The organism is Jejuibacter sp. L23 (assembly GCF_050815825.1).
Taxonomy (GTDB): Bacteria; Pseudomonadota; Gammaproteobacteria; order Enterobacterales; family Enterobacteriaceae; genus Jejubacter; species Jejubacter calystegiae.
The window spans coordinates 3,985,869-3,999,666 of the sequence record NZ_CP138199.1; the positions used below are offsets into that span (position 1 = coordinate 3,985,869).

Here is a 13,798-nt window from a genome sequence, read left to right on the forward strand (position 1 = left end):
GCCGGACGCAGAATGTAATCTTCCCCGCCCGGCAGCGTGTCGAGAATCAGGCCGCTGGCTGGTCGGGCATCGCCGCGCCGGGGAGTTCTTGCAAAAAATTTCCCAGCGAATCGGCCACCACCCGGGCCACCAGTTGCAGCATGGTCATCAGATCGATATCGTCAAACGCCAGTTCTCCCTGAGAGAACACCGGCACCCAGGCCTGCATATGCTGTCGGGAAACCACCCCCAGACAGGGGTGGATAATGGCATTGCAGTCCTCTTCACTCATGGTGCTGATGGCGTCGGCGATTTTCGGCAACAGCGCCGCCATGGCGCCCTCCTCCTGCTGACGGGACGCCTGAAAGTCGGTGAGCATCCCCGCCAGTACCGGCAGGAGCTTACGGGCCACTTTCAGTTGATCGAAGACGTTCAGTCGGGCAATACGGTAATTAGCTGCTTTAATCGCGATTTCCATCTATCAGAACTCCCCCAGCACCTGATCGATTTTGGCGCACTCAAATTCCCAGGAAACCGTGCCGCCCTCTTTGGCATTCGCATGGTCGGGCAGCTTTTTAAAGGCCACGCCGCGGGCGGTAGTGATGTCGCCCGATGCGCTATTACGGATAACAATCACGTTATTACCCCATGTCGCCGAAGACTGGCTCTGGGCGTTATAGGCCAGAGAAAGTTTCTTATTAGAAGGCGAAGTCTGTTGCAGCTTGACGGTGACGGTTCCATGCTTGCTGACGCGCATGCAGTGCATCACTTCGCCATCCGCACCGATTTTCATGCTGTTCTTCTCTTCCGCCATGGCCACGGTGATGCCTTCTTCAGACAGGCCAGAGCCCGCGCCGAGATCGATAATGCCAGTCGGGCCCGCGAAGGAAGCGGTCACATCCATAAAAGAGTAAGTGCTCATTAGTTTCTCCTTAACGTACTACGTTGATAGCGACATCGGCGTAATGCACGGCACCCGCCAGCTTGCAGGCCACCTGAATCAGCGGCGCTTTACGGGCTTCACGATCGGACTGTGCCTGCTGGCTTAGCGGCTGAGCGTAAACGTAGTAGCCGCGGGTCAGAGTTTCGCCTGCGCCAAGTTCGCCGATATCGCCACCGTTCCAGATGCCCGGCGCCACCAGGCCATTGCGGACCGCCTGATCCATCGACTGTTCCACATTACTCAGCAGGCGCGTAATACCCGCTTCAGTCTGAGGAACCTTGGTAGTGCTGGTGTAGAGCAGGTTGTAAAGGTTGGTCTGGACATAATTCTGCAGCCAGTCCAGGCCATGGCGTTCATCAAAGAAATCACCGTTGGCCATAACGCCCTGCTGCAGAATGGCGGTGTCATTGGCATAGAGCACAAAGACGTTCGCGTTTTTGGCATCCACTGCGGCAGCCTGATTGCTGCGCAGGGATTCATAAGTAACTCCCGGCTCTTGTTTAAATTTCAGGGTGATAGTGGTCTGGCTACCGGTAAAATCGACCGTAAAGGCACGACCAAATGCGGAGATAGCCGCATACGGATTGCCGGACGAATACTGCAGGAAGGTACGAGCAAAACCCGCCGCCTTCAGTTTCGATGCCAGATCGGTACTGTTGGTCGTGTCGAGGATCGTGGAATCTGCCGAGGTGATCGCCAGAATACGACTGGGCGAAGCAGATTCGATCGCCGCCGCAACGGCCAGATAGTCCGCATCGGAGACCGCTTCGCTGTCGGCAATCCCAATTCCGTACCAGTTGGTAAACTGCAGAACGGCATTCACAGCCTCCGGCAGCGTTTCGGCAGTACCATTCTCTTCATCGTCCGGCGTTTTAGCCCAACGCCCCACATAAACCTCTCGCGGCTGCGGAGACTGGGAGAAAAATGCCGTTGCCGCCACATATTCCGGGCTTTCAAGGCCAAAATCTTCACCGATATCGGCAGCCGATGCATAAAGACGAATACGCTCGGTAACCGGAATGATCGGCGAACTGCCCAGAATCAGCAGTGAGCCGAAGTTACGGCCCGATGCCGCACCGGGCGCCATGATGATGTCTACATTCACCACATCAGAAACAGGTAACCCCTGTGACATACTCTATTCTCCTGTAAAGAAAGTGACGGGAGCCTGGGTCAGCGCCATAACGCCGTACTCACGGGCCACCGTCCGGTAAAGGCGCAGCGTCACGTCGTAACGCTTTACCCATTGGTTATTTATCTGCTGCGAACTGCCGGTCAGGGCGCCGTGGCCGCCAAAGGCGAAACCCAGCCCCCGTAGTTCGTCCTGGTTCTGGCTGACCAGCAGGCCATCCAGAAATCGGGTGCCGATGCTCTGGCCGTTGGGGCCGAAAAAAGAGAGCGAGCAGGTCAGGGTTTCATCCCGTTGCTGGGTCACTTGCTCTTCCCCCTGCCGGGAGAAGGCGGCGCTGGTGGCGCGAGCGATTTCGCTTACCGCGTATTCGCACCAGTTATCCCCCTGGGGTGCCGCCTCCTCCTCTTCCCGCCTGACAATGACCGCGTCCGGCGCCAGCGCTGCTACGCCGACAATCCAGTCGGCCAGTAGCGCATCCAGCGCGGCATCGTATTCGGGCTCTTCTGACCGGGGCGTCAGCCATCCCGGCGTATTACTGCTGTTGCTCACATCTCCTCCCCGGCGCCCTGCGCCGATGCGTGCCCCATAAAAAAGGCCCCGAATCATCGGGGCCCTGGTTTGAGGACAAAGGGGAAAAAACGTGGTTTTTCCCCTTTGTGGATATCGGTCGAAAATCAATGAATTGATTTTCCTTGTTTATTTTTCAGGGGCTTCTGGCCGAACAAGTTCGGCACGGGTTTGCCATCGTGTCCTGCCTGGTGGCGATAAGCGGTTACGGTTGGCTGTCAGTCATGGCCTGCCAGGCCTGCTGGCAGGCCATGCCGGCTGCGCGTCGCCGGTCAGCCTCTGCTGCCAGCTGTCGATTGCGCTCGACAGATTCCGCGAGCAGCCCGGTGAGCAGAACCACGGAACCGTCGGCTGTCGTGCCGCCTCCGGAAGCGGCGGCAGTTGTGCGCGACTGGCGCAGTCGTTCGAGCTCGCGCCGCAGCCGCTCAGCGCCAGCGCGAGCAGCAGCGGCATCGTCCTGTAACGCGGAAAGTTGCTGTTGTGCATGTTGGGTGACCTGTTCAATTTCACGACGCCGACGCGCCTCCAGCGCGCTAATCTGCGCCTGATGACGGGCTGCTTCCCGGGCGTCTGCGGCGTCGCGCTGACTCCAGCGCGCCTGCCATCGGTTATCCGCCGTACTTTTACCCGCCAGATAACCGGCACCGCATAGCAGGGCCAGTAGCAGACAGCCCCCCGCCAGTCGCCAGGATGTCAAAATAGCTGCCATCAGCCGCCCGGCCCCCGGCGGTTATCGGTGCGACGATTAAACAGCGCCAGCACCTTATCGCGTACTTTTTCAGCGCCAACAAAACCGATAGTGGCCCCAACAAAGGTGACCGAATTACCGGGCAAGCCAAACAGCTCCAGCGAGCCGGCTATCGCCAGGGTCAGAATCCCGCATGACAGCGCGCCGGTAACGGTTTTCACTACCGACTTGCCGTCGTAGATGCTCATCAGCGCAGAGATACTGCCCGCCGCCAGCGCGGCATACAGCGATGGAAGAAAACTGTCTATCCACTTCATGGTGTACTCAACTCAACTGCTGCATTAATAATGACGTTATTCAGTCCTATTCGGACCTGAAACTAAAATCAGTAGCAAACGCTATTCCAGAATGATGAATACCTTTTCTCGCTGGAGAATTATTTTCAGACCGACCAAAATCTATACTCTAATTAATTCAAGTTGCATCGCGGCGGCAACTGAGCGAATCCCCGATCACATAGTCCGGCTATGTGACCAGAGTGAGCAAAGGCAGCCAACAAAGATGCGGTTTGAAGTATGGCAAGTATATAATTTAAAGATGGATCGGCTCCCAGTCGTCAGATAATGCAGTAAACAGGGAATAATCATTAGCCGTATCGCTGGCCCAGCTTTTTTCAGACATTGAGCGAATAGCTAGTTTGATATCCTGATAAATGATATCTTCTTCCAGGGAGTCGCCTCCATCGCACCAGACGCAATATAATGCTCCGACAACCTGACTCAGGTCATCAATAACTTGCTGTGCATCAATCCCTTCATTCTTACCGGCAAAGACAAGAGGCGTCCATTCTGTATAAATTTCCTGTGGCTTAGGTTGATAATTACCATGAGAATAATACAGATAATTCTGGTTGGCATTAACAACCTGATATCCGCGGGAAATAAAATCCGTCACAGGTGCATAGTGATCCAGGTGGATAACCTGTCCGTTAATAGCAAATCCGATAGTTGCCGACCAGTAACAGATAACGCCATTTTTGTTCGGTTCAACACTCCAGCCATCCCTGAATATTTCATCATTCCAGACACGTGGTTTCATTCCCTTCCTGATAACCTGATCAGATAGTTCATTCAGATATGTCACCGCATCATCATGAGTTATACCGAAAATCAAAGGCAATAAAGAAACATAAAATTCATCTCCACCCAGGTGAAAATCCGGGCAGCCTTCAAAAGCATCCGCCCATTCATTTATAATGTCAGAAACTATCTGCTTCGCCAGAGCACTTTTAATATTAAGATTGTTTTTCGTTAAAATACCGGAGGAAATGTCATTATATTTATCGGCATCATGCTCCTGAAGCTTACCGATAATGTTTGCCATATGTCCCGGGCTGTCAAACTCAGGAATAACACTGATGCATCGTTCCTTTGCATATTGAATAATTTCCAGAATATCATTTTTTGTAAGTACGGATGGCGTTTCGAAGTCCACACCATACTTATCTTTATCGACAGAAGTTTCAAGTCTGAACCCTTCATTATCGGAAAGATGTAGCTGCAAAACGTTCAGCTTCAGTGCAGCCATATGCTCAATCAGTTTTTTAACCCATGCAACTGGAAAATACTTTCTGGCAACATCCAGCAGCAGCCCCCTCTCCTTCACCAACGAATAATCATGAATATTTCCCACAGGGATAGTGCCGGTACGCTGAGCAAATTGTAAGACAGTTCGTGTTGCGAAAAAAATGCCAGAAACAGTGGGTGAAGCGATTCGTAGTTCATCAGGCATCACATCAATATAATGCTCATCAAAATACCCTGATGCATTTTCAGAATTAATCTCGACGATAATACAACCAGCTTGCTCAACAGGTTTATCATAAGTCAATGTCAACGCCTTACCGGTGAGTAACTTGAACTCCTCAATAAATACAGCAAGCTTACTCTCCAGATCGGGAATCTGGTTTTCATTAGATATATAGATAGTTGTTAATTTATTTAACGATAACGAAGCATCTGCTACAGTCGAATATTCTTTAATTGAGGGAATAATTGAATTTTCAGGAAATTTAACGTCAGGCATACAGCCTCCATTCATCATTACATTTCTAATGAATATTAAAAAGGAATAGTTCCTTTCTCTTGTTCTATATCGGGCAAACAGAATTACACGCCAGATTTCAACAACAGCTACAGCCCGTCGGCCTGGGGCTGTTGACCAGCAATAATATTCGCGATCTTCGCGTAATCCTTAGGAACACCTCCATGACGGCGGCCGGGTAGAAAACTGAAACTGCATCGCTGTTCGTTGCCGATTAGCCTCATTGCCAGGTTACGGGTCCGCAGGCGAGGATCCGCATTAATTCGCTCTATCCGTTCCCTGTCCGACTCACCGTTTTCAGGGTGAACTTTTTCTTCATACTCCCCAATAATCAGGCTCAGAAGATTAATATCTTTATCAAGAACCAAATCCCCCTCCGGAACGAGAATGCCATCGCCCCACCATATCGAAGGACTGGCAGAGACATAATTCTGGAATGCGTTACCGTGGTTAAACAAGGTATACAGAACAAAATGTCCACCATATGAATGCCCGGCCAGTGTCTGTTTACCGGTATCTATTGCATAAGCAGACTCAACCCAGGGTTTAACCTGCGTGGCGATAAAATCGTAGAACGCTTCAGCCCCACCGCCACCTTCATATTCAGCACCTTCCGCCGGAATCGTATAATCGCGGGTTCGTGCCGCCTGAACATCCACACCTTCCGGATAACCTATCCCGACATATAATATTGCAGCGCCATCAGACTCATTGTTATTCTGAATCATCACATCGAACTGCATACTGGGGTCGAGGAAATAAAGTGGATGAAATAATTCTGGTTCAGTGACCTGTTCTTTATAGGCTATATAAAGTCGATAGCGATGACCATGATGCTCAAAGTCTTTTGTATCAAGTATCATACCGTTACTCCTCTTTATGGTGCTGCTAAAAACAGCGTTTTCTCTGCTCTGCGCCGTCTTTCCAGACCTGGCATTACCTTGCCATCAGCGTGAACCCAGCGCAGGAATTGATCCGCAGCGCCCTGGTAATTACCGCCGTTCAGCTTCTGAAGCAGCGTAGAGGTGGAAAAAGCGCGAGTGCCGATATTCCAGGTCAGACTGACCAGAGCATCGAACTGATTCTGAGTCAGCCGTACCCGAATCAGCCGGTTCAGGGCCTGTTCGTAGCTGACGATGCCGCAACGCAGCAGCTGTTCCGCTTTCTGTTTAGTGATGACCATCTCCGGATGTACCGCAACGCCATCCACGGGGCGAGTCCATCCATAACCAATGGTCCATGGCGCCCCGCCAGTGGCGGGGTCCGGGTACGCTTTCAGGCTGCATCCTTCAAAACGCTTAATCAGCGCCAGCCCTTTATCACTGATATTCATTAATCACTCCTGACTTTATTGGCCTGCGACCTAAAACAGCGGGAGTCATTAATGCGCAAATAAAAAAGGCCACCCGAAGGTAGCCTTTATATTTACAGCATAATAAAAAATGCAGCGTTTTTGTTTATTACTCTGCGATTTTTATCAGACTAGCATCTGTTTTGCGGGCCGCGCAAGCTCTTATTTTATCATTTTCCTGAAAAACAAAAAGGCACCTTAATTAAGGTGCCTGAATACGTATTTCACGATTTTTATCAGGCTAGCACCGGTTTTGCGGGCCGCACAAGTCCTTATTTGATACTTTATCGCAAAATAAAAAAGCGCCTTAATTAAGGCGCCGTAATATGTATTTCGCGATTTTTATCAGGCTAGCAGCAACTTTGCGGGCCGCGCAACCCCTTAATGCAATTTATTTTTTGGTTTTCGAAAAACACCACTACAGTCACCCTGAACAATACTTTTTTATTTTTATCAGGCTAGCACTCAATTTGCGGGCCGCACAAGATATTATTTTTTCTTTTTATAAAAAGAAAAGGCGCCCAGCATGGCGCCTCATCAATATTTATTTTGACGATAGTCATCAGTCTGAATAATTCAATCCAGAGAAGTAATCTTTATTTAATTCACTTTTATGCCAGCATTCTCATCCGCCGGGCATTCATTTCGGGAATCACTCGCTGGAATTCCACTTCGGGATCCATTTCGAGTCGAATATCCGACATACTCAGGCAGCCATCAATAAACCCTTCCGCCACCTGCATCTGTACCCGTACCGTTTTTTCATCCTGTTTAAGCATTTTTGCCAGCGTTCGTTTGGGAACGCCGTAAACATAGTGCGCCATCAGGAGATCGAACTCTCCGCTCTGGCGGGTCTGGCGCAGCCTTGAGATACAGGCATCGATGGCCAGACCATCATCATCACTACAGTTGGGACGGTTAGAGCGCCGGGTTGCCACCAGTCCCTTAAAGCCAGCCGCTACCGGCGACCAGTCCAGCCCGCTGTTATCCCTGGCAGCCCAGCCCCCCCAACGTTCAAGTACCTGCTGAATATTGCGCATTATGCCTCCTCCACGTCAGAAAACTCTGCCCCTACGTTGCGTTACTACACCACGTAAAATCCGATTTCGTATAGCCACAATGCGAAGATTATACGAAAACGCATAATCTGTCTACCATGGTTCCCTTGAAGATCGCAATATTCTATGCAATTATGCATTAAAGCATTTTCAGGAGGCGGGAGAAGGAGATGGGACAGGCCGCAGATATTCTGCAAAAAAACATTAAATATCTGATGGATAAGTCTGGGGTTGCCAGCGTCAGCGAACTGGCGCGCCAGCTCAGAATGCAGCAGTCCACGCTGCACCGGATGCTGACCGGCGAGGTACGGGACCCGAAATACACCACGCTTAGCAATATCGCCGCCTTCTTTCAGGTATCGCCCATCGATCTTATCGAGCGCGACCTGCAACAGGAAGGCCCTCACAGCGACTCACTGGCTCACCAGGCCTGGCAGTTCCACTCCCGCGGCGTACCGGTACTGGGCAATACCCAACTGGGTCACGGCGGTTACTGGAGCGATATGGAGTATCCGGTCGGCAGCGGCGATGGCTATCTGCGCTGGCCTTCCAGCGACGACGATGTCTATGCCCTGAAATGCGTTGGGGATTCGATGATGCCGCGTATTAAAGAGGGAGAGTTCGTGATTATCGAGCCCAATCACAGCTATCATCCGGGCGATGAGGTGCTGGTGGTGACCCACGGCGGCGAAGTGATGGTAAAAACCTTCCTGTTCGAGCGTGACGGCTACTATCACCTGCTGCCGGTCAATGAGGATCATGCGCCGATCCGTCTGGCCAGCATCGACGTGGCGAAGATCCAGTACGTGGCCGGTATTGCCAAATCCACGCTGTGGATGCCGTAACAATGCATTAACGCATAAAATCCCTTTCCCGGCGCTGGTTTTCAGCGCCCGGCGGCGTATAATAGCCGCCCGTTTCAGCCGTAGAGAGTCTGCCCCATGGCGCTGCTTATCACGAAAAAATGCATCAACTGCGATATGTGCGAGCCGGAGTGCCCGAACGAAGCGATTTCCATGGGGGAGAGTATTTACGAGATCAACAGCGATCGCTGTACCGAGTGCATCGGCCATTATGAGACGCCGACCTGCCAGAAGGTGTGTCCGATCCCCAATACCATTGTGAAAGATCCGGCGCACGTCGAAGATGAGGAGCAGCTTTGGGATAAGTTTGTGCTGCTCCATCATGCAGATAAAATATCTATACCTTAAATAATTCGAGTTGCAGGACATATCTATATGAACGTGCTTCAGCACAGCCCCGAAGGGGCGAGGCCCATGGATGGGCCGAATAGCTGAGCGCAGCCAACACACCTGCAGCTCGAAGAATGACGGGTATTAGTTTTCGATAATCACCGTCGCACAGGCATAACGCCGCTCATCCGCCAGCGAAACGTGCACCGCCGTCACGCCCATCTGAATAGCCAGCGCCTGGGCCGCGCCGTGAAAGCGCAGCTGCGGTTTGCCCATCTCATCGTTAAAGACTTCGAACTGGGCAAAAGCCAGACCGTTGCGGATGCCGGTACCGAACGCCTTGGCCGCTGCCTCTTTTACCGCGAAGCGTTTGGCAAGATAGCGCACCGGCTGCTGATGGGCCTGATACTGCGCCCACTCGCCATCGCTGAGCACCCTTCTCGCCAGACGTTCGCCGGAACGCTCGATCACCGCCTCGATACGCGCGATTTCGACGATATCGGTACCAAGCCCCAGCACCGCCATTAGCCGCGTGCTTCCAGCATCAGGCGTTTCATTTCAGCCACCGCTTCGTTCAGGCCGCTCATGACCGCCCGCCCGATTATCGAATGACCGATATTCAGCTCGTGCATTTCCGGCAGCGCCGCAATGGGCTTCACGTTGTGATAGGTCAGACCGTGACCGGCGTTGACCCTGATGCCCTTGTGCGCCGCGTAGCGCGCGGCCTGAGCGATACGCGCCAGCTCCCGTTCCCGGGCAGCGTCATCCGGCGCATCGGCATAAGCGCCGGTGTGGATTTCAATGTAAGGGGCGCCCGCCACAACGGCCGCATCAATCTGCTGCTCTTCGGGGTCGATAAACAGGGAAACCTGAATACCGGCATCCGCCAGACGCTTGCAGGCCGCACCCACTTTTTCCGCCTGACCGGCAACGTCCAGACCGCCTTCGGTGGTCACCTCCTGACGCTTTTCCGGCACCAGACAGCAGAAGTGGGGACGCAGTTCACAGGCGATAGCCACCATTTCATCGGTGACCGCCATCTCCAGATTCATACGGGTTTGAAGGGTCTGGCGCAGCAGACGCACGTCACGGTCGGTGATGTGGCGACGATCTTCACGCAGATGTACGGTGATCCCATCCGCCCCCGCCTGCTCAGCGATAAACGCCGCCTGAACCGGATCCGGATAGCAGGTACCACGTGCGTTACGCAGCGTGGCGATATGGTCGATATTGACCCCTAACAGTAATTCAGCCATGAACTTGCCTTACGTAGTCGCCTGACGGGACAGGCGTAAAATCGATTTTCAGTATCAGCAGTTTACACCGCGATATCGCCGCGGGCTACTGCGCCGCCGGAGTGCGCTTTTTCGGCACAAACTGGCGGAACAGCTCACGACTCTTGAGCGGGCGCCCGCCCAGATAGGGCTTCAGCGCGATGCGGGTAAAGCGTTTGGCGGCCCTGAGGCTGTCAAGGTCAGGAAATTCCCGGGTCGCCAGCGCCCGCAGATCCCGGCCAGTAAAGCTGCTGTTGTCGATAACCAGGCTGGCGATAAAGCCTTTCTCTTCGCGATAGCGGTAGGTCATGGTATCGCTGACCTCTTCACCACTGCCCGCACAGTGCATAAAATCCACGCCATAGCCCAGGTGGCCAAGCAGCGCCAGCTCGAAGCGGCGCAGCGCTGGCTCCGGTGAACCGCTACCCGCCGCCAGAGTCTGTATACAGTTAAGGTAGTCGAAGAAAAGTCCGGAGAAACGCGTCTCCTGCTCCAGCACGCGGGAGACCAGCTCATTGACGTAGAGCGCGCTGTAGAGATGAATTCCGGAGAGCGGCAGCGCCAGGGAGACCGCTTCAGCGCTGCGCAGGGTTTTGACATCCCCACGGCCGCCCCAGCGGACCAACAGTGGGGTAAAGGGCTGAAGCGCCCCTTTCAGATTGGAACGGCGGGAGCGGGCGCCTTTGGCGATGGCCTTTACCCGCCCGGACTCTTCAGAGAAGAGATCGAGCATCAGGCTGGTTTCGCTCCAGGGGCGACTGTGCAAAACGAAAGCCCGCTGCCAGCCTTCCATCGCGATTTGCCTCAGAGATCGTCGATATAACCGAGACTGCGCAACGCGCGCTCGTCATCGGCCCAGCCGGATTTCACCTTCACCCAAAGTTCAAGGTGCACTTTGGCTTCGAACATCTCTTCCATATCTTTACGGGCTTCGATACCGATAGTTTTGATCTTGCTGCCTTTATTGCCGATCACCATCTTCTTCTGCCCTTCGCGTTCCACCAGGATCAGGCCGTTGATATCGTAGCCGCCGCGCTCATTGGTGATGAAGCGTTCGATCTCCACGGTCACCGAATATGGCAGTTCGGCCCCCAGGAAGCGCATCAGCTTCTCGCGGATAATCTCCGAAGCCATAAAACGCTGGGAACGGTCGGTGATGTAATCTTCCGGGAAGTGGTGAATCGCTTCCGGCAGATGTTTACGCACGATGCCGGCGATGGTATCCACGTTCATGCCGGTCTCTGCCGAGACAGGCACGATATCCAGGAAGTTCATCTGGCTGCCCAGGAACTGCAGGTGCGGCAGAAGCTCTGATTTCTCGGCAACGTTATCCACCTTATTGACCGCCAGGATCACCGGTGCCTTGCCGTCGCGCAGCTTATTCAGCACCATTTCGTCATCTGCGGTCCAGCGGGTGCCCTCCACCACGAAGATCACCAGTTCAACATCACCGATGGAGCTACTGGCGGCGCGGTTCATCAGCCGGTTGATAGCACGCTTCTCTTCCATATGCAGGCCCGGGGTATCAACGTAGATCGCCTGATACTCCCCTTCCGTATGGATGCCGACAATACGGTGACGGGTGGTCTGCGCCTTGCGTGAAGTGATGGAGATTTTCTGCCCCAGCAGCTTATTCAGCAGCGTCGATTTTCCCACATTGGGTCGACCGACGATGGCGACAAACCCACAATAACTTTTTTCGCTCATTCAAGCTCCAGCTTCTTCAGCGCCTGCTCAGCGGCTGCCTGCTCCGCTTTGCGGCGGCTGGAGCCGGTTCCGACAACCGGCTCGCTCAGGCCACTCACCTGACAATGGATGGTAAATTCCTGGTCGTGCGCTTCACCGCGCACCTGAACCACCAGGTAGGTGGGCAGCGGCAGATGGCGCCCCTGCAGGAACTCCTGCAGCCGCGTCTTGGGATCTTTCTGCTTATCCCCCGGGCTAATCTCGTCAAGGCGTTGACGGTACCACTCGAGGATCAGCCGCTCTACGGTCTGAATATCGCTATCCAGGAACACGCCGCCAATCAGCGCTTCCACGGTATCCGCCAGGATCGATTCACGGCGGAAACCGCCGCTCTTCAGCTCACCCGGCCCCAGGCGCAGACACTCGCCCAGTTCGAATTCCCGGGCGATCTCGGCCAGCGTGTTACCGCGCACCAGAGTGGCGCGCATACGGCTCATATCACCTTCGTCAACGCGCGGAAAACGATGATACAGCGCATTGGCGATAACGAAACTCAGAATGGAGTCACCCAGAAACTCCAGACGTTCATTATGCTTGCTGCTGGCACTACGGTGGGTCAGCGCCTGCTGCAACAGCTCATAATGTTGAAAAGTGTAGCCCAGTTTACGCTGGAGCCTGTTTATTACGATGGGGTTCATGTGATACCAGTTTATGGATGCGTCAACAATTCAGCACACCAAACCGCGCTGAAGGAAACAGAACGTTTTGGTGTGCCGCGGCCCCCTTTCGGGGGCCGCACCTGAAAATCCGGGGAAATATTCTATACGTAACGACTGGGGATGTCGTTATTTGATTTTAATGAATTCCGCCAATACGGCTTAAACGGACACCGGTTGGCCATTCGCCCTGCTGTTTTTCAAAGCTCATCCAGATAGCGACGGCTTTACCCACCAGATTCTTCTCGGGAACGAAACCCCAGTAACGGCTGTCTTCGCTGTTATCACGGTTGTCACCCATCATGAAGTACTGTCCCGGCGGAACGATCCAGGTCCCCGCGCTCTGGCCGGACTGACGATAGTATGCGCCAGGCTGATCCTGGGCGATAGGCACCATCAGGATACGGTGCGCAATCTCACCCAGTGACTCCTGACGCTCCAGAAGACGGGTAGCCCCCTCTTTGGTTTCATCTTTCGGCACCGGCCAGAAGCCGCTGCTGCGCTGGCCAAAGGTCTGCATAAAGTCAGCAGGTTCAATGCCGCTATAAACAATCGGCACCTGCCTGTCGCAGGCCTGACCAGAACTGCAGTTTGGCGCAACGCTCACCTCTTTCGCCAGCGGATCGTAGCTGACGCGATCGCCCGGCAGGCCCACCACGCGCTTGATATAGTCCACTGACGGGTTACGGGGATATTTAAACACCACGATATCGCCGCGTTTGGGATGGCCGGTCTCGATCAGCGTCTTCTGGAACAGCGGATCCTTAATGCCGTAAGAGAATTTCTCGACCAGGATAAAATCGCCCACCAGCAATGTCGGCATCATCGAGCCGGACGGAATCTGGAACGGCTCATAAATAAACGAGCGCACCACCAGCACCACCGCCAGCACCGGGAAGATAGACGCCCCGGTTTCCAGCCAGTCTGGCTTAGCCCCCACCTTTTTTAGCGATTTTTTATCCAGCGGCTCAGTGACCGCAGCCTGCGCCGCTTCCTGCTGTGCCCGACGCTTTGGTGCGAAGACAAATTTGTCCAGGCACCATAATAATCCCGTGATTAACGTGGCGACCACGAGGATCAGGGCAAACATATTCGCCATGCCAACTCC

At 53.7% G+C, this 13,798-nt stretch carries 18 protein-coding genes; 2 read left to right on the forward strand and 16 right to left on the reverse strand.

Annotated elements, in window-relative coordinates; translation table 11 throughout:
- Nucleotides 1-46 precede the first annotated feature (46 nt).
- The 10 genes from SCU88_RS19060 to SCU88_RS19105 form a co-directional block, all read right to left on the reverse strand.
- A complete protein-coding gene (locus SCU88_RS19060; RefSeq protein WP_175342065.1) occupies nt 47-457 on the reverse strand; it encodes a phage tail assembly chaperone in 411 nt (136 codons plus the stop codon).
- A gap of 3 nt (nt 458-460) precedes the next feature.
- The gene (locus SCU88_RS19065) at nt 461-901 is read right to left on the reverse strand and encodes a phage structural protein (RefSeq protein WP_175342064.1); all 441 of its coding nucleotides are present in this window, start codon (nt 899-901) and stop codon (nt 461-463) included.
- 10 nt (nt 902-911) lie between these two features.
- Nucleotides 912-2,057 carry a DUF3383 family protein gene (locus tag SCU88_RS19070; protein WP_175342063.1) on the reverse strand — a complete coding sequence of 382 codons (1,146 nt, stop codon included), beginning with the start codon at nt 2,055-2,057 and terminating at the stop codon, nt 912-914.
- Nucleotides 2,058-2,060: 3 nt separating this feature from the next.
- Nucleotides 2,061-2,603, reverse strand: a complete 543-nt coding sequence (locus tag SCU88_RS19075) for a phage neck terminator protein (protein WP_175342062.1) — start codon at nt 2,601-2,603, stop codon at nt 2,061-2,063.
- 223 nt (nt 2,604-2,826) lie between these two features.
- The gene (locus SCU88_RS19080; protein WP_175342061.1) at nt 2,827-3,330 is read right to left on the reverse strand and encodes a DUF2514 family protein; all 504 of its coding nucleotides are present in this window, start codon (nt 3,328-3,330) and stop codon (nt 2,827-2,829) included.
- Complete coding sequence (locus SCU88_RS19085; protein WP_138098939.1) at nt 3,330-3,626, reverse strand: phage holin, lambda family; 297 nt, start codon at nt 3,624-3,626, stop codon at nt 3,330-3,332. The genes SCU88_RS19080 and SCU88_RS19085 overlap by 1 nt, the downstream gene beginning before the upstream one ends.
- Nucleotides 3,627-3,900: 274 nt before the next feature.
- Nucleotides 3,901-5,394: a family 20 glycosylhydrolase gene (locus tag SCU88_RS19090; protein WP_175342060.1), complete on the reverse strand. Its 1,494-nt coding sequence runs from the start codon at nt 5,392-5,394 to the stop codon at nt 3,901-3,903.
- A 107-nt stretch (nt 5,395-5,501) separates the two neighbouring features.
- Nucleotides 5,502-6,275, reverse strand: a complete 774-nt coding sequence (locus tag SCU88_RS19095; RefSeq protein WP_138098941.1) for an alpha/beta hydrolase — start codon at nt 6,273-6,275, stop codon at nt 5,502-5,504.
- 14 nt (nt 6,276-6,289) lie between these two features.
- Nucleotides 6,290-6,745, reverse strand: coding sequence for a lysozyme (locus SCU88_RS19100; protein WP_138098942.1), 456 nt, complete (start codon nt 6,743-6,745; stop codon nt 6,290-6,292).
- Nucleotides 6,746-7,374: 629 nt separating this feature from the next.
- Nucleotides 7,375-7,803 (reverse strand): antiterminator Q family protein, encoded by a 429-nt coding sequence (locus SCU88_RS19105; protein ID WP_175342059.1) that lies wholly within the window; start codon nt 7,801-7,803, stop codon nt 7,375-7,377.
- Between the two features lie 188 nt (nt 7,804-7,991).
- Between SCU88_RS19105 and SCU88_RS19110 the strand changes: the two genes are divergently transcribed.
- Complete coding sequence (locus SCU88_RS19110; protein WP_138098944.1) at nt 7,992-8,666, forward strand: S24 family peptidase; 675 nt, start codon at nt 7,992-7,994, stop codon at nt 8,664-8,666.
- A 96-nt stretch (nt 8,667-8,762) separates the two neighbouring features.
- On the forward strand, nt 8,763-9,032 hold the full coding sequence (locus SCU88_RS19115) for a YfhL family 4Fe-4S dicluster ferredoxin (RefSeq protein WP_138098945.1): 270 nt from the start codon (nt 8,763-8,765) through the stop codon (nt 9,030-9,032).
- A gap of 126 nt (nt 9,033-9,158) precedes the next feature.
- On the opposite strand, the gene acpS is transcribed toward SCU88_RS19115, so the two are convergent.
- From acpS to lepB, 6 genes are all read right to left on the reverse strand, one after another.
- A complete protein-coding gene (gene acpS, locus SCU88_RS19120) occupies nt 9,159-9,539 on the reverse strand; it encodes a holo-ACP synthase (RefSeq protein WP_138098946.1) in 381 nt (126 codons plus the stop codon).
- Complete coding sequence (gene pdxJ / locus SCU88_RS19125) at nt 9,539-10,270, reverse strand: pyridoxine 5'-phosphate synthase (RefSeq protein WP_175342058.1); 732 nt, start codon at nt 10,268-10,270, stop codon at nt 9,539-9,541. Before pdxJ ends, acpS begins: the two co-directional genes overlap by 1 nt.
- A gap of 85 nt (nt 10,271-10,355) precedes the next feature.
- Nucleotides 10,356-11,081: a DNA repair protein RecO gene (gene recO, locus SCU88_RS19130; RefSeq protein WP_175342057.1), complete on the reverse strand. Its 726-nt coding sequence runs from the start codon at nt 11,079-11,081 to the stop codon at nt 10,356-10,358.
- Between the two features lie 11 nt (nt 11,082-11,092).
- Nucleotides 11,093-11,995: a GTPase Era gene (gene era, locus SCU88_RS19135; protein ID WP_175342056.1), complete on the reverse strand. Its 903-nt coding sequence runs from the start codon at nt 11,993-11,995 to the stop codon at nt 11,093-11,095.
- Nucleotides 11,992-12,672, reverse strand: a complete 681-nt coding sequence (rnc, locus tag SCU88_RS19140) for a ribonuclease III (protein ID WP_138098950.1) — start codon at nt 12,670-12,672, stop codon at nt 11,992-11,994. The genes era and rnc overlap by 4 nt, the downstream gene beginning before the upstream one ends.
- A gap of 157 nt (nt 12,673-12,829) precedes the next feature.
- Nucleotides 12,830-13,789: a signal peptidase I gene (lepB, locus tag SCU88_RS19145; RefSeq protein ID WP_175342055.1), complete on the reverse strand. Its 960-nt coding sequence runs from the start codon at nt 13,787-13,789 to the stop codon at nt 12,830-12,832.
- Nucleotides 13,790-13,798 lie beyond the last annotated feature (9 nt).

Bases quoted from the DNA above. Each gene is read 5' to 3' on its own strand.
- SCU88_RS19090 (WP_175342060.1), bottom strand. From the start codon at position 5,394: ATGCCTGACGTTAAATTTCCTGAAAATTCAATTATTCCCTCAATTAAA.
- SCU88_RS19080 (WP_175342061.1), bottom strand. From the start codon at position 3,330: ATGGCAGCTATTTTGACATCCTGGCGACTGGCGGGGGGCTGTCTGCTA.
- acpS (WP_138098946.1), bottom strand. From the start codon at position 9,539: ATGGCGGTGCTGGGGCTTGGTACCGATATCGTCGAAATCGCGCGTATC.
- SCU88_RS19070 (WP_175342063.1), bottom strand. From the start codon at position 2,057: ATGTCACAGGGGTTACCTGTTTCTGATGTGGTGAATGTAGACATCATC.
- era (WP_175342056.1), bottom strand. From the start codon at position 11,995: ATGAGCGAAAAAAGTTATTGTGGGTTTGTCGCCATCGTCGGTCGACCC.
- recO (WP_175342057.1), bottom strand. From the start codon at position 11,081: ATGGAAGGCTGGCAGCGGGCTTTCGTTTTGCACAGTCGCCCCTGGAGC.
- SCU88_RS19095 (WP_138098941.1), bottom strand. From the start codon at position 6,275: ATGATACTTGATACAAAAGACTTTGAGCATCATGGTCATCGCTATCGA.
- SCU88_RS19100 (WP_138098942.1), bottom strand. From the start codon at position 6,745: ATGAATATCAGTGATAAAGGGCTGGCGCTGATTAAGCGTTTTGAAGGA.
- SCU88_RS19085 (WP_138098939.1), bottom strand. From the start codon at position 3,626: ATGAAGTGGATAGACAGTTTTCTTCCATCGCTGTATGCCGCGCTGGCG.
- SCU88_RS19105 (WP_175342059.1), bottom strand. From the start codon at position 7,803: ATGCGCAATATTCAGCAGGTACTTGAACGTTGGGGGGGCTGGGCTGCC.
- SCU88_RS19110 (WP_138098944.1), top strand. From the start codon at position 7,992: ATGGGACAGGCCGCAGATATTCTGCAAAAAAACATTAAATATCTGATG.
- SCU88_RS19065 (WP_175342064.1), bottom strand. From the start codon at position 901: ATGAGCACTTACTCTTTTATGGATGTGACCGCTTCCTTCGCGGGCCCG.
- lepB (WP_175342055.1), bottom strand. From the start codon at position 13,789: ATGGCGAATATGTTTGCCCTGATCCTCGTGGTCGCCACGTTAATCACG.
- rnc (WP_138098950.1), bottom strand. From the start codon at position 12,672: ATGAACCCCATCGTAATAAACAGGCTCCAGCGTAAACTGGGCTACACT.
- pdxJ (WP_175342058.1), bottom strand. From the start codon at position 10,270: ATGGCTGAATTACTGTTAGGGGTCAATATCGACCATATCGCCACGCTG.
- SCU88_RS19060 (WP_175342065.1), bottom strand. From the start codon at position 457: ATGGAAATCGCGATTAAAGCAGCTAATTACCGTATTGCCCGACTGAAC.
- SCU88_RS19115 (WP_138098945.1), top strand. From the start codon at position 8,763: ATGGCGCTGCTTATCACGAAAAAATGCATCAACTGCGATATGTGCGAG.